20 protein-coding genes are annotated in these 17,354 nt (G+C 62.4%); all 20 read left to right on the top strand.

What is annotated here, in order from left to right:
- Positions 1 to 44: 44 nt before the first annotated feature.
- The 20 genes from CAF63_RS22685 (at position 45) to CAF63_RS22590 (ending at position 17,241) form a co-directional block, all read left to right on the top strand.
- A complete protein-coding gene (locus CAF63_RS22685; RefSeq protein ID WP_085689075.1) occupies positions 45 to 1,967 on the top strand; it encodes a YncE family protein in 1,923 nt (640 codons plus the stop codon).
- Between the two features lie 13 nt (positions 1,968 to 1,980).
- Positions 1,981 to 2,631: an SCO family protein gene (locus tag CAF63_RS22680; protein WP_085689072.1), complete on the top strand. Its 651-nt coding sequence runs from the start codon at positions 1,981 to 1,983 to the stop codon at positions 2,629 to 2,631.
- Positions 2,628 to 3,254 carry an SCO family protein gene (locus CAF63_RS22675; RefSeq protein WP_085689070.1) on the top strand — a complete coding sequence of 209 codons (627 nt, stop codon included), beginning with the start codon at positions 2,628 to 2,630 and terminating at the stop codon, positions 3,252 to 3,254. Before CAF63_RS22680 ends, CAF63_RS22675 begins: the two co-directional genes overlap by 4 nt.
- Before the next feature lie 9 nt (positions 3,255 to 3,263).
- The gene (locus CAF63_RS22670; RefSeq protein WP_085689067.1) at positions 3,264 to 4,814 is read left to right on the top strand and encodes an ABC transporter substrate-binding protein; all 1,551 of its coding nucleotides are present in this window, start codon (positions 3,264 to 3,266) and stop codon (positions 4,812 to 4,814) included.
- Between the two features lie 15 nt (positions 4,815 to 4,829).
- Positions 4,830 to 5,783 carry a peptidylprolyl isomerase gene (locus tag CAF63_RS22665; protein WP_085689064.1) on the top strand — a complete coding sequence of 318 codons (954 nt, stop codon included), beginning with the start codon at positions 4,830 to 4,832 and terminating at the stop codon, positions 5,781 to 5,783.
- Between the two features lie 235 nt (positions 5,784 to 6,018).
- Positions 6,019 to 6,552: a response regulator gene (locus CAF63_RS22660; protein WP_085689062.1), complete on the top strand. Its 534-nt coding sequence runs from the start codon at positions 6,019 to 6,021 to the stop codon at positions 6,550 to 6,552.
- A gap of 83 nt (positions 6,553 to 6,635) precedes the next feature.
- A complete protein-coding gene (locus CAF63_RS22655; protein WP_085689059.1) occupies positions 6,636 to 8,357 on the top strand; it encodes a GspE/PulE family protein in 1,722 nt (573 codons plus the stop codon).
- Positions 8,338 to 9,141 carry a hypothetical protein gene (locus CAF63_RS22650; RefSeq protein WP_085689056.1) on the top strand — a complete coding sequence of 268 codons (804 nt, stop codon included), beginning with the start codon at positions 8,338 to 8,340 and terminating at the stop codon, positions 9,139 to 9,141. The genes CAF63_RS22655 and CAF63_RS22650 overlap by 20 nt, the downstream gene beginning before the upstream one ends.
- A gap of 1 nt (position 9,142) precedes the next feature.
- Positions 9,143 to 9,688 carry a PilN domain-containing protein gene (locus tag CAF63_RS22645; protein ID WP_085689053.1) on the top strand — a complete coding sequence of 182 codons (546 nt, stop codon included), beginning with the start codon at positions 9,143 to 9,145 and terminating at the stop codon, positions 9,686 to 9,688.
- Positions 9,675 to 10,223, top strand: coding sequence for a GspMb/PilO family protein (locus CAF63_RS22640; protein WP_085689050.1), 549 nt, complete (start codon positions 9,675 to 9,677; stop codon positions 10,221 to 10,223). The genes CAF63_RS22645 and CAF63_RS22640 overlap by 14 nt, the downstream gene beginning before the upstream one ends.
- Entirely contained in the window at positions 10,223 to 10,741 is a 519-nt protein-coding gene (locus CAF63_RS22635; protein ID WP_085689047.1) for a hypothetical protein, read from the top strand. The genes CAF63_RS22640 and CAF63_RS22635 overlap by 1 nt, the downstream gene beginning before the upstream one ends.
- On the top strand, positions 10,738 to 12,588 hold the full coding sequence (locus tag CAF63_RS22630; RefSeq protein ID WP_085689044.1) for a secretin N-terminal domain-containing protein: 1,851 nt from the start codon (positions 10,738 to 10,740) through the stop codon (positions 12,586 to 12,588). Before CAF63_RS22635 ends, CAF63_RS22630 begins: the two co-directional genes overlap by 4 nt.
- Positions 12,589 to 12,590: 2 nt before the next feature.
- Entirely contained in the window at positions 12,591 to 13,064 is a 474-nt protein-coding gene (locus CAF63_RS22625; RefSeq protein ID WP_085689039.1) for a type II secretion system protein, read from the top strand.
- 5 nt (positions 13,065 to 13,069) lie between these two features.
- Entirely contained in the window at positions 13,070 to 13,444 is a 375-nt protein-coding gene (locus CAF63_RS22620; RefSeq protein WP_085689036.1) for a type II secretion system protein, read from the top strand.
- Complete coding sequence (locus tag CAF63_RS22615; protein ID WP_085689034.1) at positions 13,419 to 13,970, top strand: type II secretion system protein; 552 nt, start codon at positions 13,419 to 13,421, stop codon at positions 13,968 to 13,970. Before CAF63_RS22620 ends, CAF63_RS22615 begins: the two co-directional genes overlap by 26 nt.
- A complete protein-coding gene (gene csgE / locus CAF63_RS22610) occupies positions 13,967 to 14,359 on the top strand; it encodes a curli production assembly/transport protein CsgE (protein ID WP_085689030.1) in 393 nt (130 codons plus the stop codon). Before CAF63_RS22615 ends, csgE begins: the two co-directional genes overlap by 4 nt.
- Complete coding sequence (locus tag CAF63_RS22605; RefSeq protein WP_085689027.1) at positions 14,356 to 14,787, top strand: curli assembly protein CsgF; 432 nt, start codon at positions 14,356 to 14,358, stop codon at positions 14,785 to 14,787. The genes csgE and CAF63_RS22605 overlap by 4 nt, the downstream gene beginning before the upstream one ends.
- 29 nt (positions 14,788 to 14,816) lie before the next feature.
- The gene (locus CAF63_RS22600; RefSeq protein ID WP_085689024.1) at positions 14,817 to 15,677 is read left to right on the top strand and encodes a CsgG/HfaB family protein; all 861 of its coding nucleotides are present in this window, start codon (positions 14,817 to 14,819) and stop codon (positions 15,675 to 15,677) included.
- Positions 15,678 to 16,558: 881 nt separating this feature from the next.
- On the top strand, positions 16,559 to 16,939 hold the full coding sequence (locus CAF63_RS22595) for a DUF6124 family protein (protein ID WP_085689021.1): 381 nt from the start codon (positions 16,559 to 16,561) through the stop codon (positions 16,937 to 16,939).
- Between the two features lie 74 nt (positions 16,940 to 17,013).
- Complete coding sequence (locus CAF63_RS22590; protein ID WP_085689018.1) at positions 17,014 to 17,241, top strand: antitoxin; 228 nt, start codon at positions 17,014 to 17,016, stop codon at positions 17,239 to 17,241.
- The last annotated feature ends 113 nt before the right edge of the window (positions 17,242 to 17,354 follow it).

The raw sequence follows: 17,354 nt of genomic DNA, 5'->3' as shown, positions 1-17,354 counted from the left end.
CACAGGGCGGTGGTGTTTCGGACAATGTGTCAGGGGAGAGCGACATGAACAGGATCATCAACATCATCGGCGTCTGCCTGCTGGCGATGGCCGGCGCGCTGCTCACGCTGAGTGAGATTGCTCTGGCGCAAACCGGCGCCGGGCAGGTGCTGACCCGCGACGGTGTGTCGATCGCCTTCGATCTGAAGCCGCTGGCCAGCGACGGCCAGTTGCGTGAGGGTGAGTTCGCCGACGTGCAGTTTCGTGTCACCGATGGCGCGACCGGCCAGCCGTTGTCCGGTGTAGCACCGGGGGCCTGGATCGATCCGCAAACCCTTGCTGCCGATCAGGCCCAGGGCCGCGATCAGAGCTGCAAGTCGCGGGTAGGCACGTTCCTGAAATCCAATATCGGCGCGCGGCCGCTGCTCGACCTCAACAGCTATTTCCTGTTGGTGATGAACCGCGATGCCAGCGTTTCGGTGGTCGATCCGTCAGTCTCGGTGGGAGGCATCACCAGCACTTTGGCGCGGATCGAACTCAAGCAATCACCGATGGACTGGGTCACGCCCAAGGACAACAAAAAGGTCTTCGTGTCGATGCCGACGGCGGGGGAAGTGGCGGTGATCGACAGCGAGCAATTCAAGGTCCTCGACTCGGTGGCCGCCGGCAGCCAACCGGTGCGTGTGGCGCTGCAACCGGATGAGCGCCTGCTGTGGGTCGGCAACAACGCGAGCAAGACTGAAGAGTCCGGCGTCACGGTGATCGACACCCAGAGCCTCAAACCGCTGAAACACCTGGCGACCGGTCGCGGCCATCACGAAATCACCTTCAGCAAGGACAGCCGTTTCGCCTTCGTCAGCAACCGCGACGACGGCACCCTCAGTGTCATCGACATCGCCAGCCTGAGCCTGCTGCAACAGGTCAAGACCGGTTCCAGCCCGTTGTCGGTGGCCTACTCGCCGTTGTCCGGCGCGGTGTACGTGGCCGATGGCAAGGACGGCACCGTCACCGTGATCGACAGCAACAGCCGCGCCGTACGCCGGGTGATCAAGCTGCAACAGGGCCTCGGCCCGATGGGCTTCAGTGGCGACGGTCGTTTCGGCGTGGTGCTGAACACGGTGGAGAACCGCGCTTCGGTCATCGACGCGGCCAACGATTCGGCGATCCATGATCTGGAAGTCTCGGCCGAACCCTATCAAGTGGTGTTCACCCAGGCCTACGCCTATGTGCGTGGACTGGCCTCGCCGAAAGTCACCATGATCAACCTGTCATCGCTGGGCGAAGGGCGTCAGCCGATTACCCAGGGTTTTGAAGCCGGGCCGCAGCCGCCACGGCTGGCCGGGGATCTGCCGCTGGCCTCGAGCCTCGCCGTATCGCGCGATGACAACGCGGTGTTCGTGGTGAATCCGGTGGACAACACCACCTACTTCTACGCCGAAGGCATGAACGCGCCGATGTCCGGTTACCCCAACCGGGGGCAAATCGCCCGCGCCGCGCTGGTCATCGACCGCAGCCTGCGCGAAGTGTCGCCGGGGCTCTACAGCGCCCGGGTGAAACTGCCGGCGGCGGGGCGCTTCGACGTGGCGTTCCTGCTCAACCAGCCGAACATCATTCATTGCTTCACCGCGCTGGTGGCGCCCGACGGCGCGACCGAAAAACACGTGGGTGCACCAAAAGTCGAGTTCCTGCTGGACAAGACCGCCGTGGCCCTCAACGACCCTTACGTGGTGCGCTTCCGCATCGTCCAGGGCAAACAGAAGATTCAACGCAGCGGCGTGAAGGACGTGCAGTTGCGCTACTTCCTCGCGCCGACTTCCCGGCCCCGTGAAGTGGCCGCACTGGAAGTCGCCGACGGCGTGTACGAAGCGCCGGTGACCCTCGACCGCAGCGGCGCCTGGTACCTGCATGTGCGCGCGGCATCGTTGGGCGCCGGTTTCGACGACAAGACATTTGCCAGTGTCCGGGTGCTGCCCGGCCAGACTCAGTGACGAGGAAAAGAACATGAACCGATTTGCATCCCGTGGTGTGTTGACCCTTTGCCTGTTGGCCGTCGGCATCCATCAAGCCCAGGCCCATTCGGCGGACGAGCATGCCGGGCACAAGGCGCCCGCCGCCAGTACGCAAGAGCACGCCCAGGTCAAATTCGCCGACGTGCCGTTGCTCGACCAGAACGGCAAGACCGTGCGTCTGGAGCAGGATCTGGTGCGCAACAAAATCGTCGTCATGAGTTTCATCTACACCAGTTGCACCACGGTGTGCCCGGTGGTCTCGTCGATCATGGGCAAGGTGCAGAAACAGCTTGGCTCCCGCGTGGGCGGCGAAGTGCAACTGGTATCGATCAGCATCGACCCGCAGCGCGACGACCCGAAACGTCTGCAGGATTACGCCCGCACCTTCCAGAAAGGCCCGGGCTGGAGCTGGCTCACCGGTTCGCCGCAATCGATCACGGCCACCCTCAAGGGCCTCGGCAGTTTCAGCGGTGACTTCAAGAATCATCAGCCGCTGATCCTCGTCGGTGACGGCAACAGTCGCCACTGGACGCGCTATTACGGCTTCACCGACCCGGCACTGCTGGCCAAGGAAGTCGAGAAACTCAGCGGCCTGCGCACCCACGCCAAACACACCGCGATTGCCATGGAGCAACAACCATGAGAACCCTGGACTGGGTCACCCTGACGGTTTGTTTCTGGATTTTCAGCGCCATGGCCCTGGCTCACGAAGGCCACGAGCAGCCCGCACCGGCAACGGCCAGCGCTGCGCCTGCACCGGCGAAAGGTACTCACGACGCGAAAACCTGGTTCACCGACACGCCGCTGCTGGATCAGCACGGCGATGTCCAGCGTTTCTACAGCGATGCGCTGCACAACCGCGTGGTGCTGCTCAATGTGATCTTCACCAGTTGTAACGACGCCTGCCCGCTGATTACCCGCAAGCTCAAGGAAGTCCGCGAGCTGCTGGGCGACAAGGCCGACGGCATCACCTTCATTTCCCTTACCAGTGATCCGCTGCGCGACACGCCGGCGGTGCTCAAGGCTTACACCTTGAAGCAGGGCGCCGATGACCCTCACTGGCTTTTTCTCACCGGCGACAAGGCGCAGATGGACCTGGTGCTGGGCCGCATCGGGCAGATCGTACCGACGCCCGAGCAGCACTCGACCCAGCTGATCGTCGGCGACGTCGCCAACAAACGCTGGAGCAAAATCCGTCCCGATGCCCCGGCTGCCGCCATTGCCCAGCGCTTGCAGTTGCTGACAATGCCCGTGGCCGGCCGCTGAGTCCGCGCCATGAACCTGCGCCGCGTCCTCGCCCTGATCCTGCTCGCTGGCGTCAGTCTCGGCGCGGCCGCGTTGCCGCTGACTGATGAAGAAAGCGCCGGCAAGCGCCTGTACCGCGAAGGCTTGTCTGCCAGCGGTGAGCCGATCATGGCGCGGGTCGGCGCGGCGGATGTGTTGCTGCCGGCCACCAGCCTGCCGTGCGCCAATTGCCACGGCGCCGACGGCCTCGGCCGGCCCGAAGGCGGGGTGCGTCCGCCGGAATTGAACTGGTCGCGGCTGACCAGCATCCACGGTCAGCAGCAGGTCAACGGCCGCAATTACCCGGCCTACACCGACAGCAGTCTGGCGCGGGTGATCCAGCAGGGCCGCGACCCCGGCAACAATCGCCTCGACCCGAGCATGCCGCGCTTTCTGCTGTCGATGAAGGATCAGCGCAACCTCACGGCGTACCTCAAACGCCTGGCCGAAGATCGCGATCCTGGGCTCGATGATCAGACCTTGCACTTGGGCACCTTGCTGCCCAGCCAGGGGCCGCTGGCCGAGGAGGGCGCAACCATCGCGGCGGTGCTCAACGGCAGCGTCGCGCGGATCAATCAGGCCGGTGGCATTCACGGCCGGCAGTTGCGCCTGACCGTGGCCGATCCCGGCCCGGATCGCGCCAGCGCTGAACAGGCCCTGCAACGGCTGATCGAGGAGGAGAAAGTCTTTGCCTTGATCGCACCGCTGGCCCCGGCACTGGACAGCGAACTGGCGCCACGTCTGGAACAGTCCGGTGTGCCGCTGATCGGCGCCATGTCGCTGCTCGGCCCGGTGCAGGCCAGCCCGCAGATTTTCGAACCGCTGCCGGGTCTGCGCGAACAGTTGATCGCGCTGGCGGACTACGCCGCCGCCAGTCTGCGGGTGCTGCAAGGACCGACGCTGATTGCTTATCCCGACGACCCCGCGCAGGTGCAGGCGGCGCAGGCGCTGGGCGGTTATCTAAAGGATCACGGCTGGCAAAAAATCCATCTGCAAACTTACGACTCTGCAACGGACAGCTTGCCGCTGGGGTCGCGTTCGGTGTTTTACCTGGGCAGCGGCGGTGGTTTCAGTCGTCTGGCGACCGGTTTGCAGAACGCCGGTCAGGTGCCGTACCTGTTCGCTGCATCCAGCCAGGTGGCAGGGGACCTGCTGCAAGTGCCGGAAGGTTTTTCCCGACGGGTGTTTCTGGCTTATCCATTCGTGCCCAGCGACTGGACCCAGGCCGGGCGGATGGCGTTGACATTGTTGCGCGAACATCAGGGCCTCGGCGCCCAGCATGCGGTGCTGCAAGTCGGCGCCTACGCCTCGATGCTGTTGTTCAGCGAAGGCATGAAGCAGGCCGGCCGCGATGCCAGCCGCGAAAAACTGGTGGCGGCGCTCGAAGGTCTGCACGACTTCGACACCGGCCTGACCCCGCGGCTCAGCTTCGGCCCCGGCCGACGATTGGGTCTCAGCGGGGCGCATGTGGTTACCGTCGACTTGCCCGACCAGCACTTTTATCTGGTCGCTCCTTACAAACCGATTATTGCCACACCCTGACCGGAGGCCCTGATCATGAAGCTCAAAACCCTGTGTTTGCTGCTGACATGCTGGTTGCCGGTGGCGCTGGCGAACAATGAGCCGGTGGCCGCCCGGGTCAATGGCGAGGCGATTTCCGAGTTCCGCCTGGAACGCTTTTTCGCCGAGTACCTGGAGGATCAGGGCCGCGCCGTGGCGAGCATCCGCAACCCCAAAGCCTATAAACAACTGCGTCAGGCCGCGCTGGACACGCTGATCGACAAGGAACTGCTCTGGCAGGAATCGCGCAAGCGCGGGGTGAAAATCGATGAGCAAGCCGTGCGTGAACAGGTCGAACAGACCCGCACCGCCATCGGCGGCACCGATAAATTCCTCCAGCGTTTGCAGGATGCCGGTTTCGATGAGGCCTCGTTCACCGAATACACCCGCCGCGAACTCGCGGCGCAGCAGATCTTCGCCGAGCTGACCAAAATCGATGGGCCGAGCGAGCAGCAAGTGCGCGCATTTTATGAGGAACACCGGGCTGAAATGGGCACGCCAGAGCAGGTGCAGGCCCGGCACATCCTGATCAAGGTCGCGGCGGATGCCGATGCCGCCACGGTTGAAGCTGCACGGCTACGCTTGATGGAGTTGCGTGCCGCTATCGCTGAGGGGCAAACCTTTGCTAGCGTCGCTAAATCGGGTTCGCAAGACGTCACCGCCAGCCAGGGCGGCGACCTGGGGTATTTCGCCCGTGGGCAAATGGTGCCGGCCTTCGAAGCGGCGGCGTTTGCCCTCAAACCTGGCCAGGTCAGCGAGGCGGTACGATCACCGTTCGGCTGGCATTTGATTTTTGTCGAGAACCACAAGGAGGCGGCCGATGTCCCAGAGGAGCAAGGGCTGGAATCAGTCAGGGCGTACCTCGCCCGACAGCAACAGTCCGAGGCTCGTCGTCAGGTGCTCGCGCAATTGCGGGCGCAGAACAGGATCGAACGAATTGACGACGAATGAAGGTTCCCCCCAAAAGTGGGGAATGGCTTCGATGCCCATTCAGGTGCTTCCCCGTTTCTGGGGAACGGGGGATCAGGACGAGCGGGCATTTCCAATCAATTCAAGGACATGAAGACAAAAATTTACCGGCACTCAGCCTGGCATGAAGTGTGCGTTACCTCTTGCGAGGGGCACTTCAGCAGGTTCGGGTCATTGAATTTCAATTGCCGGCACTTGCGGTTTCAGGGAGTACACCTTGGTTAACAAAGTACTGGTTGTCGAAGACGAACAGCTGCTTGCACAGAACCTTCAGGATTATCTGTCGGCGCAAGGGCTGGAAGTCCGGATTGCACATGACGGCGCAGAGGGAATCGGCCAGGCCGAGACTTTCGCCCCCGACGTGCTGGTGTTCGATTACCGCTTGCCCGATATGGAAGGGTTCGAGGTGCTCGACGCGGTTCGCCAGAACAGGACGTGTCATTTCGTGCTGATAACGGGTCACCCGACCGCTGAAGTCTGTGAGCGGGCGCGGCAACTGGGAGTCAGTCACATCCTGTTCAAACCGTTTCCACTGGCGGAACTGGCCCGAGCTGTCTGCGACCTTCTGGGGGTTCAGCGCGAAGCGAAACCCGGTGCGAGCCCTTCAGAGGGGTTCGTCGAACGACGCCAGAGCAGGACCGAGAGCTTCCCGTTGCAGTTGTACGATGGCAGTTGGGTGCTGGCGGATCGCCGACGGACCAGGTCGGAGGTCATGGCACCGGACGACGATCAAATGCTCACCGGGGAGTAATGGCGCGATAGACGTTCCGGCACTCGCCGAATTCGCCTCCCGCGCCGTCAGGGCCTCAAGCCCCGGGTGTTGGAGAGCAAGCCATGGATCGTCTGTCCGTTGTCGTCGAACCGCTGTCGGTCAGTTCCCTGTCGCAAGAGCAGGCCCCGCTGCGTTTTTCCAGTGAGCAACTGGCCCAGGCCCGCGCACGGGCCGGCACCTCCGGGGAGCGGGTGCTGGATGCGCTGGCCGTGCTGTGTGAACTGGCGCCGATGCCGTTCATTGCCAGCCTCGGTGCCACCCTGCATTACCCGGTGCTCGACACCGACACGCTGTTCCAGGCGACCCCGGTGTTCGACCGGGTCACCCTCGCGCAATGCCTCAAACGTGAATTCATCCTGCTGCGGCACAACGATCAGGTCATCGGCGTGTTTGCCGACCCGTTCGACAGCGCACGCCTGGCCTGGATCGATGAATGCCTGCACGGCGCGCCGCTGTACCTGGTGCATGCCGACGACCTCAAGGCCTATCTGGCCCGCCACGAAGAAAGCTTCCACGCCGTCGAATCGCTGAACGCCCAGGCCGACGCCGGCAGTGAGACCGACACCCTGCAAAGCCTGTCGCTGACCAGCATCAGCGAAGACTCGAGCGTGGTGGTGAAACTGGTCAACTCCACCCTGTACGACGCGCTGAAAATGCACGCCAGCGACATCCACCTCGGCACTACCGGCCAGGGCCTGGTAATCAAATACCGGATCGATGGCGTGCTGAACAACATCGGCAAGATCCAGGGCAGCGAGTTCGCCGAACAAGTGATTTCCCGGGTCAAGGTCATGGCCGAACTGGACATCGGCGAAAAACGCGTGCCTCAGGACGGTCGCTTCAAAATCGGTATCAGTGGCCGGCAGATCGACTTCCGGGTATCGATCATGCCGAGCATCTTCGGCGAAGACGCGGTACTGCGGGTGCTGGACAAACAGGACTTGGCCGACAAGGTTTGCGGCGTGCAGCTGCAAGCGCTGGGCTTCGAAGACGAAACCCTGCGCCAGTTGCGGCGCCTGGCGGCCGAACCCTACGGCATGGTGCTGGTGACCGGCCCCACCGGTAGCGGCAAGACCACCACGCTGTACGCGATGATCACCGAGATCAACCACGGTGTGGACAAGATCATCACCATCGAAGACCCGGTGGAATATCAGCTGCCGGGGGTATTGCAAATCCCGGTCAACGAGAAAAAAGGCCTGACGTTTGCCCGTGGCCTGCGCTCGATCCTGCGCCACGACCCGGACAAGATCATGGTCGGCGAAATCCGCGACCCGGACACCGCACAGATCGCCGTGCAGTCGGCGCTCACCGGGCACCTGGTGTTCACCACCATCCACGCCAACAACGTGTTCGACGTGATCGGCCGCTTCACCCAGATGGAAATCGACCCCTACAGCCTGGTCTCGGCGCTCAACGCAATTCTCGCCCAGCGCCTGATCCGGCTGGTGTGCAGCAGTTGCAGCACGCCGGTCAACCCGAGCGATGAAGAGCTGCGCGCCTCGGGTCTCGATCCACACAACGTCGATCACTACCACTTCGTCCACGGCAAGGGCTGCGGCCACTGCCGGGGCAGCGGCTATCGCGGGCGCACGGCGATTGCCGAGTTGCTGCACCTGGACGACGAACTGCGGCAGATGATCGTCGAGCGCCAACCCATCACCCAGATCAAAGCCCTGGCTTGTGCCCGTGGTTTGCGCCTGTTGCGCGAATCGGCGCTGGAGCTGGTGGAGCACGGTCGGACCACGCTGGAGGAGATCAATCGTGTCACTTTTATCGCGTGATCATTTTATCGCCGTGCTCGGCGCCAGCGGTGTCGGCCTCGGCCAGCGCCGCGGCAGCGACACCCTGTGGCTGGGCAGCGTCGGCTACATCGACGAAGGCTTCCAGAGCTACGCGGTGGCGCTCGACACCCTCGACCGTCTGCTTGGCGAACACACCCGCGCCGGTGCGGAGCTGAGTGTGGTGATCTCCGGGCACTTCAGCCGCTTCTGCCTGGTGCCGTGGAGCGAGCAGATCAGCAGCCCTGAAGAACTGCGCGGCTTCGCCCAACTGTGCTTCGAAGACCTGTTTGGCGCACCGACCCAACCCTGGAGTCTGGTGTTGTCCGCCGAGCCGGCCGGTTACGACCGTGTCGCCAGTGCGCTGCCGCAAGACTTGCTCGAACGCCTGCGCACATTGGTCAAAGATCGCGGCCTGCGTCTGCGTTCGGTGCAGCCGTACCTGATGACGGCGTTCAACCGCTTCGACAAAAGCCTGGACGCCGGTGACTTCCTGTTCGTGGTCGCCGAACCGCAACGCAGCGTCTTGCTGCTGGCTAGGGAAGGGCGCTGGGCGTCGGTGCGTTCGGTGGGCGGCAGTGACAGCGATGCGGCGCTCAGCGCACTGATCGGTCGTGAACGGCAACTGCAAGCCTCCACCAGCGACCGCGCCTTCAACGTTTACTTGCACGCCCCGGCGCGCCTCGATGCACATCCGGACATTCCCGAAGTGCACCTGCGCACCCTCGAAGACGACTCGATGACCGTGCGTGACGGCTTGTACGTCATGTCCCGGGCGGTGGCCTGACATGCGCGCCTTGAACCTCGACTTCCAGCCACGTCCGCGTTCCGGCCCGCTGGGCTGGAGCCTGCTCGGCGGCGGTGTGTTGCTCGCGCTGGTGTGCTTCGGTGTGCAGCAGCACCTCGGCGATCAGGCCGAACAACAGCAGGGTCACTTGCAGCACACCCAGCGTCAGCTCACTGGCGACAGTAGCACCAAGACCAGTCTGAGCCCGGCTGAAACCCGCGAGCAGGCGCAGAACCTCGCTGAAATGCGCAAGGTCTCGCAGCAACTGCGTCGCCCGTGGGAACGCCTGTTCGCCATGCTCGAAGCCATGCCGCGCGACGACATCGCCTTGCTGACCCTGACCCCGGATGCACGCAAGGGCCAGGTGCGGATCAGCGCCGAGGCGCGGGATCTGCAAGCGATGCTCGATTTTCACAAACGGCTGGAAGCCAGCGACGAGCTCTCCGATGTATCGCTGCTGAGCCACGAGATCGTCGTCAAATCGCCGGAACAACCGGTGCAATTCACGCTGTCGGCGACCTGGGAGATGGGCGATGCGAATCCCTAGACTGATCGTTCACGAATACCTGCAAGGTCTCGGTGTTCCGGGCCTGGCCGGGCTGGCGCTGCTGATCGCGGCATTGGTCTGGGCACTGGGCGGTTTGTTGCCGGGTTGGCAATCGCTGCAACAGCTGAGTCAGCAAACCCGGGAAGCTACCGAGTATCTGGCCAAGGTCGAGGACGGCAGCATTGCGCCGCCGGTAGTACCACAGCGTCAGCTCGATGATTTTCGTAACAAGTTGCCGGCCCAGCCGCAAGCCACCGTCGCCATCGACCGCATCTACGCCTTGGCCGCGCAGGAACACATCACCCTGGCGCGCGGTGAATACGCCCTCGGCGTCGATCCCAAGACCCATCTGGCGCGCTACCAGATCCTGCTCCCGGTGCGCGGCAGCTATCCGCAACTGCGCCGCTTCCTTCATGCCTTGCTCGGCCAGTTGCCGGCCGTGGTGGTGGAAGACCTCGAATTGCAACGCAAGAAGATTGCCGACACCGACCTCAACGGCCGGATCCGTATGACCCTCTACCTGTCGAGGTCGTGATGAACACCAAGCGCGTAACCGGCTGGGTAGCGTTCTTCGGCGTGGCGGCGGCGCTGGCCTGGTTGCCGGAATATTTCTCGCCGAGCGACGAAGCGGATTCGACCGAAGTTGCCGTGGCCAGCCCGGCGAAAGCCACCGCCCGTGGCGCCTTGCCCGCCAGCAGCGCCAAGACGAATGCGGCGCCGATCAAGGATCTGAGCCCGGCCGGCGACCTGTTCGCAAGCAAATCCTGGAAGGCCGCACCGACCCTGGCCACGGTCACCGAACAAGCTGTCAACCCGACCCCGGTGGTGCAAGCCCCGAGCCTGCCACCGGTGCCGTTCCAGTTCGTCGGCAGGCTGCATGACCGCAGCGACCTGCAAGTGTTTTTGCAGGACGGCGAGAAAATCTACGTCGTGCGCAACGGGGATGTAATCGACAACACCTGGAAGATCGCGGCGATTTCCGATGTGGAACTGAGCCTGGTCTACCTGCCTTTGCATTTGTCGCAGACCTTGTCTGTGGGGAGTACGCAATGAACAGATCCCGTTTGCTGATGAGCCTCGGCCTGTGCGCCGGGCTGGCCGCGTGCAGTTCCGCGCAGGTCGCCAACAAGGAGGCTTCCGACCTGATCGAGCAGGGGCAGTACGAGGCGGGCCTGGCCCGGATCGAAGAAGGCTTGCGGGAGAATCCTCGCGACACCGAGCTGCATCTTTTGCTCAACAGCGGCCGGGCCAAGGCCATTACCGCGCTGCTGACCTCCGGCGACACCGATCGCTCGCGGCGCGACTTTGCTTCGGCGCGTACCGCCTACAACCGCGTGCTGACCATCGAGCCGAACAACCGCCGCGCCCAGGACGCACTGCGCCAGCTCGAATACCTGCGCAGCATGGACGAGAAAATCGAACTGGCCCGTGGCGACCTGCGTCGCGGTGACATCTACGGCGCCGACCGTCAGGTGAAACAGGTACTCGAACTCGATCCGACCAACGAAGGCGCGCTGGAGCTGCAAGGCAATATCCGTCTGGTGCAGAGCCGTAACGTCATCCAGTACCCGCAACTGCGCACCCGGCTCGACCGCCCGGTGACCCTGGAGTTTCGCGACGCCAACCTCAAAACCATTTTCGAAGTGCTGTCGCAGGTCGCCGGCCTGAATTTCATCTTCGACAAGGATCTGCGTCCGGACATGAAAGCCACGATCTTCGTGCGTGACGTGCGCATCGAAGACGCCGTGCAACTGCTGCTGCAACAGAACCAGTTGCACCAGAAAGTGGTGAACGAAAACACCTTGCTGATCTTTCCGGACTCGCCGCAGAAGCTGAAGGATTATCAAGAGCTGGTGATGCGTACCTTCTACCTGACCAGCATCGACGCCAACACCGCGCTGAACATGATCAAGACCATGCTCAAGACCCGCGATGTGTTCGTCGACGAACGCCTCAATACCCTGACCATGCGCGACACCGAAGACGCGATCCGCATGGCCGAAAAGCTTCTGCAATCGCAAGACCAGTCCAACCCGGAAGTGGTGCTGGAAGTGGAAGTGATGGAAGTCGCCACTCAGCGCATTCTCGATCTGGGCCTGCAATGGCCGAACACCTTCGGTGTGGTCAACAGCGACGGCTCGGCGGTGACCATTCTCGATCAACTCAAAGGCATCAACTCCAGCCGGATTTCGATCTCGCCGTCGCCGCAAGCCAAGATCAACGCACAGGACAACGACATCAACACCCTGGCCAGCCCGGTGATCCGCGTCAGCAACCGCGAACAGGCGCGCATCCACATCGGTCAGCGCGTGCCGATCATCAGTGCTACCTCGGTGCCGTCCACCCAAGGCCCGGTGATCACCGAAAGCGTCACCTACCTCGACGTCGGTCTGAAGCTTGAAGTGCAACCGACCGTGCACCTGAACAACGAAGTGGCGATCAAGATCGCTCTGGAAGTGAGTAACGCCACGCCGCTGGAACCGACTCGCCAGGGCACGATCCCCGTGCAGGTCGATACCCGAAATGCCCAGACCTCACTGCGCCTGCATGACGGCGAAACCCAGATCCTCGCCGGCCTGATGCGCAACGACCATGGCGCCACAGGCAACAAGATTCCAGGGCTGGGCGACATCCCCGGACTGGGCCGGTTGTTCGGCAGCAACAAGGACACCATCGGCAAGTCGGAACTGGTGCTGTCGATCACTCCACGGATCGTGCGCAACCTGCCTTATCAGAGCCCGTCGGACATGGAATTCCCGACCGGTACCGAAACCAGCATGCACATTCAGGCACCGAATCGTTCGCTGCAGTCTTCGTCGAGCCCGGCCCCGTCGGTACAGCCTCGCGCCGTCGGTGAAGCCGCTGTGGCAACCACGCACGTCACCATCGAGAAGCCTTGATCATGAACGCCTCGCAACGCGGTTTTACCTTGATCGAAGTCGTGGTGACGCTGGCCCTGATCGGCCTGCTGGCCGGCATGGCCGCGCCGCTGACCGAGACCCTGGTACGGCGCGGCAAGGAGCAGGAGCTGCGCACCGCGCTGTATCAGATTCGCGATGGCATCGACGCCTACAAGCGGGCGTTCGATGCCGGTTACATCGAGAAATCCCTGAACAGCAGCGGCTATCCACCGAACCTCAAAGTGCTGGTCGAAGGCGTGCGCGACGTGCGCAGTGCCAAAGGTGCGAAGTTCTACTTTCTGCGCCGGATACCGCGGGATCCGCTGGTGCCGGCCAAACGTGACGACGACGGCGGTTGGGGCCTGCGCGCCTACAACAGCTCGGCCCAGAACCCGCGCGATGGCGAGGACGTGTTCGACGTCTACTCCCACGCCAAGGGCCGTGGCCTCAACGGCATCGCTTACCGCGAGTGGTGACTCTCATGCGCCGGGAAAAAGGTTTTACCTTGCTGGAGCTGATGGTGGTGATGGCGATCATCGCGACCCTGATGACCATCGCCTTGCCGCGCTACTTCAACAGCCTCGAAACCTCGAAAGAGACCACGTTGCACCAGAGTCTGTCGGCCATGCGCGAGGCGCTGGACCATTACTACGGCGACACCGGGCGTTACCCCGATTCGATCGAGCAACTGGTGGAGATGCGTTATCTGCGCAATGCGCCGGTAGATCCGATCACCGAGCGCAGCGATCAATGGGTACTGATCGCGCCGCCGGACGGCGTGGCGGGCGGCGTCGCCGACATCAAGAGCGGAGCTACCGGGAGGGCGCGTGATGGCAGCCAGTATTCCGAGTGGTAAGCGCGCGGAGCAGGGCGGGTTCACCTACCTGGGCGTGCTGTTCCTGATCGTGATCATGGGCATGGGCCTGGCGAGTGCCGGCGAGTTGTGGTCCACCGTGTCGCGGCGTGATCGCGAGAAGCAATTGCTCTGGGTCGGCACTCAATACGCCCAGGCCTTGCGCAGCTACTACCGCAGTTCGCCGGGGCTGGCGCAGTACCCGAAAGAACTCGTGGAGCTGCTCGATGACGAGCGTTTCCCCGAGGCGCGTCACCATATCCGCCAGCTCTATCCGGACCCGATCGGTGGCGGTGAGTGGGCACTGCAACGCGGCTTCGACGGGCGCATCACCGGCATCAACAGTCCGTCGACCGAGTTGCCTTTGAAGCAGGCGGACTTCCCGGCGCAGTGGTCGGATTTCGAAGGCATGCAGCGTTATTCGGACTGGCAGTTCGTGGCCGAGAAAGCCTTCCTTGAAGGTACCGGCTCTGGCAGCGGGGGCCCGGCCAGAGGCCAGTCGGCCCTGCCGCAGGCATTGCAGCCATGAGCGGGAAATGGTGGTGCGCGTTGATCCTCTCGCTGGCGGTGTCCTGCGCCATGGCCGCAGAGGAAGACGAAATGATGGGCTTCATCGTCGACGACACGATTTCGCACATCGGCCACGACTTTTACTACTCGTTCAGCGAACGCCTGCGCGACACCAGCCGCATGGATTTCAACCTGGTGGTGCGCGAGCGCCCCGACGCGCGCTGGGGCAGCCTGGTAACCGTGGAATATCAACAACGCCTGGTGTATCGGCGCTTCCTGCCGCCGAACACCGTGGAACTGAAGGACGAGGCTTACGAGGCCGCCGACTCGGTTCGACTGGAGGTCGTCCGGCGCAAGCTGGAAGCCTTGTTGCAGGACACCACCGACCTTGAGAAGGACGAACTATGAACACGACAACGTTCTCACGGCGCAGCGGATTCTGGATCTCGGGTTTTCTGATCGGGCTTGCCAGCACTGCGGCCGTCCAGGCCACCGAACTGGTCTACACGCCGGTCAACCCGTCGTTCGGCGGCAACCCGCTCAACGGCACGTGGCTGCTCAACAACGCCCAGGCGCAAAACGACCACGACGATCCGGATCTCAAGAAACGCTCGACGGTGGCCGGCACTTCGGCACTCGAGCGCTTCACCAGTCAATTGCAGTCGCGGTTGCTAGGGCAACTGCTGGACAACATCTCCACCGGCAACACGGGGAGCCTGTCCACCGACGCTTTTATCGTCAACGTCGTTGATGACTCGGGGGCTCTCACGATCGAGGTGACCGACCGAGCGAGCGGTGAAGTTTCTGAAATTCAGGTGAACGGCCTCAACCCATGACGGGATGACGGTTCCGGGGAGTGATGGACATGAAAAAAATAATAGCGCTAGGGCTGATGTTGGCAGCATTACAAGGGTGCAGTCTGCGCGAGCCGATGCCGGCCGAGCAGGACACCAAGACCCCGACCCTGACCCCCAGGGCCTCGACCTACTACGATTTGCTGAACATGCCACGACCCAAGGGCCGGTTGATGGCGGTGGTGTATGGCTTCCGTGACCAGACCGGACAGTACAAGCCGACGCCGGCCAGTTCGTTCTCCACCAGCGTCACCCAAGGCGCGGCGTCGATGTTGATGGACGCGATGCAGGCCAGCGGCTGGTTTGTGGTGCTCGAACGTGAAGGGCTGCAGAACCTGTTGACCGAGCGCAAGATCATTCGCGCCTCGCAGAAGAAGCCGAATACGCCGGTGAACATTCAGGGTGAGCTGCCACCGTTGCAGGCGGCGAACATGATGCTCGAGGGCGGGATCATCGCTTACGACACCAACGTGCGCAGCGGTGGGGAAGGGGCGCGGTATCTGGGGATCGATATTTCCCGGGAGTATCGCGTTGACCAGGTGACTGTGAACCTGCGTGCGGTGGATGTGCGTAGCGGGCAGGTGCTGGCGAATGTGATGACCAGCAAGACGATTTATTCGGTGGCGCGCAGTGCGGGGATTTTCAAGTTTATCGAGTTCAAGAAGTTGCTCGAGGCTGAGGTGGGTTATACGACTAATGAGCCGGCGCAGTTGTGTGTGCTTTCGGCGATTGAGGCTGCGGTGGGGCATATGGTGGCGCAGGGGATCGAGCGGCGGTTGTGGCAGGTGGCGGGGGATAGTTCTACGCCTTCGCAGGATGATGTTTTGAATCGGTACCTGACTCAGAACAAGGTGGATCCGGAGGCTGAGTGAACGTGGCGGCCTTCGGGCCGACCAGGTTCTTGTTGGGTTGGGTGAATATCCGTTTCTTCGGGTGTTGCCGCTGGCGGTTCCGCTCTTACAGCGGCTCACTTTTTCAAACGCCAAAAAGTAAGCAAAAGGCTTGGCCCCGGCGTTCGGCCCCTCGCTGGGGCTCGGGGTTCCTTCGCTCCGGGATTCATCCGGGGGCATCGCCTCCGGTTTGCTTCGCTGCACCTCCTCTCGATGCATGCGGCTTCGCCGCACGGTCGCTGCGCTCCCACCCCCGGATAAATCCCTCCACTCAGCCTTCCGAAGGGGCCGGCACGGCAAGAGCGGTACTCGAGCTAACGCTCATTGTGTTGAGTGGTGAGAAGCAAAAGCTGGAGCTGGGTTGTTTGGCTCCTGCTTTTCTGTGGGAGCGAGCTTGCTCGCGATGGCGGCCTGACAGCCGACCGATCACTTTCGGGTGTACGTGAGGCTTGTGTGGTAGCGAGCGTCCGCACTCGATTGATCGTTCCCACGCTCCGCGTGGGAATGCAGCCCGGGACGCTCCGCGTTCCATTCTTGAATGTTTAAAAGTTGTTTCGGTTTTGCCGATCCTTCCCACAAGGTTTTCAGGTTGTCCGTCGGAAGCGTGGGCTCTAGCCTGTTTCGGTCGCTGCCAATTCAGCGATCGGGATTGGAAACCCCGACTAGAACCGAGCGCACAAGCGCTTTTCATAACGTATGCTTGCGCACCTTGAAAAGTGTGCACTCCGTTATGGCGGCTGTGCGCGGGAGACCTTCGGGTCAACCGGGTTCTCCGTTCCCCGGGTTTCCAGCCTGCGTACAGCTGCCACCCATTCGTTCGGAAACCGAATGGGCCAGCTTCATTTCAGGATCGGAGATTCACCATGTTCAAACCAACACCAAACCCACCCGAAAACGAAGCCAACCTCGAAACCGACCCAACCTCCCCATACACCTCCACCACCTCCAGAAAACTCCACGAAGCCGCCGAACGCGCCCTCGATCATTACCTCTGCCCCGGCGCCCACATCATGGGCAGCGTCAACGAACCCGCCCCGATGTACCTCGCCAACCCGGCCTACAACACCGAATCCTTGCTCGCCAACGCCAGCGAATCCCTGGGCTCGGCCAGCGAAATGCTCAACAACTTCGCCGCCACCCTCGACCCCGCCCACCGCAAGACTGCCCTGGGCATCGCGCAGATCCTCATGTTGGGTGAACTTGCCGTAAATCAGGCCTTGGATCACGTCGAGCTGAAAGACTGATCAAGCACCGTCCCCAATAAAAAAACGCGACCCGGCAATGGGGTCGCGTTTTTCACATTCAAACTGGAGTCACCATGGATCCGCTGATTTCAGAAGTCGTTTCAGACTTCGAAAGCGAAGAGCAGGCCGCCAGCTACGACCGCTGGTTCCGTGCCGAAGTCCAAGCGTCAATCGATGACCCGCGTCCAAGTATTCCGCATGAGCAAGTGATGGCTGAAATACAGGTATTGATGGAAGAGGCTCAACGCAGGTACGAGGCACTTGAGGCGTCGAACAAGGACTGCACCGCAGCACCAGATTGATCGTTCCAACGCTCTGCGTGGGAATGCAGCCCCTGACGCTCCGCGTCAAATTCGCGAGCTGGAACGCGGTGCGTCCCTTGAGGCATTTCCCGAGTCGGTTCGACGTGGGAACG

Origin of the sequence: Pseudomonas sp. B20(2017) (assembly GCF_002113125.1) — a bacterium.
In the GTDB taxonomy this organism is placed as follows: domain Bacteria; phylum Pseudomonadota; class Gammaproteobacteria; order Pseudomonadales; family Pseudomonadaceae; genus Aquipseudomonas.
This window is presented reverse-complemented; position numbering and strand designations above follow the sequence as displayed.

What these genes read in the sequence shown, in the direction of transcription:
- CAF63_RS22675 (WP_085689070.1), top strand. Translation starts at nt 2,628, where the DNA reads ATGAGAACCCTGGACTGGGTCACCCTGACGGTTTGTTTCTGGATTTTC.
- CAF63_RS22625 (WP_085689039.1), top strand. Translation starts at nt 12,591, where the DNA reads ATGAACGCCTCGCAACGCGGTTTTACCTTGATCGAAGTCGTGGTGACG.
- CAF63_RS22605 (WP_085689027.1), top strand. Translation starts at nt 14,356, where the DNA reads ATGAACACGACAACGTTCTCACGGCGCAGCGGATTCTGGATCTCGGGT.
- CAF63_RS22685 (WP_085689075.1), top strand. Translation starts at nt 45, where the DNA reads ATGAACAGGATCATCAACATCATCGGCGTCTGCCTGCTGGCGATGGCC.
- CAF63_RS22635 (WP_085689047.1), top strand. Translation starts at nt 10,223, where the DNA reads ATGAACACCAAGCGCGTAACCGGCTGGGTAGCGTTCTTCGGCGTGGCG.
- CAF63_RS22645 (WP_085689053.1), top strand. Translation starts at nt 9,143, where the DNA reads ATGCGCGCCTTGAACCTCGACTTCCAGCCACGTCCGCGTTCCGGCCCG.
- CAF63_RS22615 (WP_085689034.1), top strand. Translation starts at nt 13,419, where the DNA reads ATGGCAGCCAGTATTCCGAGTGGTAAGCGCGCGGAGCAGGGCGGGTTC.
- CAF63_RS22670 (WP_085689067.1), top strand. Translation starts at nt 3,264, where the DNA reads ATGAACCTGCGCCGCGTCCTCGCCCTGATCCTGCTCGCTGGCGTCAGT.
- CAF63_RS22680 (WP_085689072.1), top strand. Translation starts at nt 1,981, where the DNA reads ATGAACCGATTTGCATCCCGTGGTGTGTTGACCCTTTGCCTGTTGGCC.
- CAF63_RS22640 (WP_085689050.1), top strand. Translation starts at nt 9,675, where the DNA reads ATGCGAATCCCTAGACTGATCGTTCACGAATACCTGCAAGGTCTCGGT.
- CAF63_RS22600 (WP_085689024.1), top strand. Translation starts at nt 14,817, where the DNA reads ATGAAAAAAATAATAGCGCTAGGGCTGATGTTGGCAGCATTACAAGGG.
- CAF63_RS22630 (WP_085689044.1), top strand. Translation starts at nt 10,738, where the DNA reads ATGAACAGATCCCGTTTGCTGATGAGCCTCGGCCTGTGCGCCGGGCTG.
- csgE (WP_085689030.1), top strand. Translation starts at nt 13,967, where the DNA reads ATGAGCGGGAAATGGTGGTGCGCGTTGATCCTCTCGCTGGCGGTGTCC.
- CAF63_RS22655 (WP_085689059.1), top strand. Translation starts at nt 6,636, where the DNA reads ATGGATCGTCTGTCCGTTGTCGTCGAACCGCTGTCGGTCAGTTCCCTG.
- CAF63_RS22595 (WP_085689021.1), top strand. Translation starts at nt 16,559, where the DNA reads ATGTTCAAACCAACACCAAACCCACCCGAAAACGAAGCCAACCTCGAA.
- CAF63_RS22620 (WP_085689036.1), top strand. Translation starts at nt 13,070, where the DNA reads ATGCGCCGGGAAAAAGGTTTTACCTTGCTGGAGCTGATGGTGGTGATG.
- CAF63_RS22590 (WP_085689018.1), top strand. Translation starts at nt 17,014, where the DNA reads ATGGATCCGCTGATTTCAGAAGTCGTTTCAGACTTCGAAAGCGAAGAG.
- CAF63_RS22665 (WP_085689064.1), top strand. Translation starts at nt 4,830, where the DNA reads ATGAAGCTCAAAACCCTGTGTTTGCTGCTGACATGCTGGTTGCCGGTG.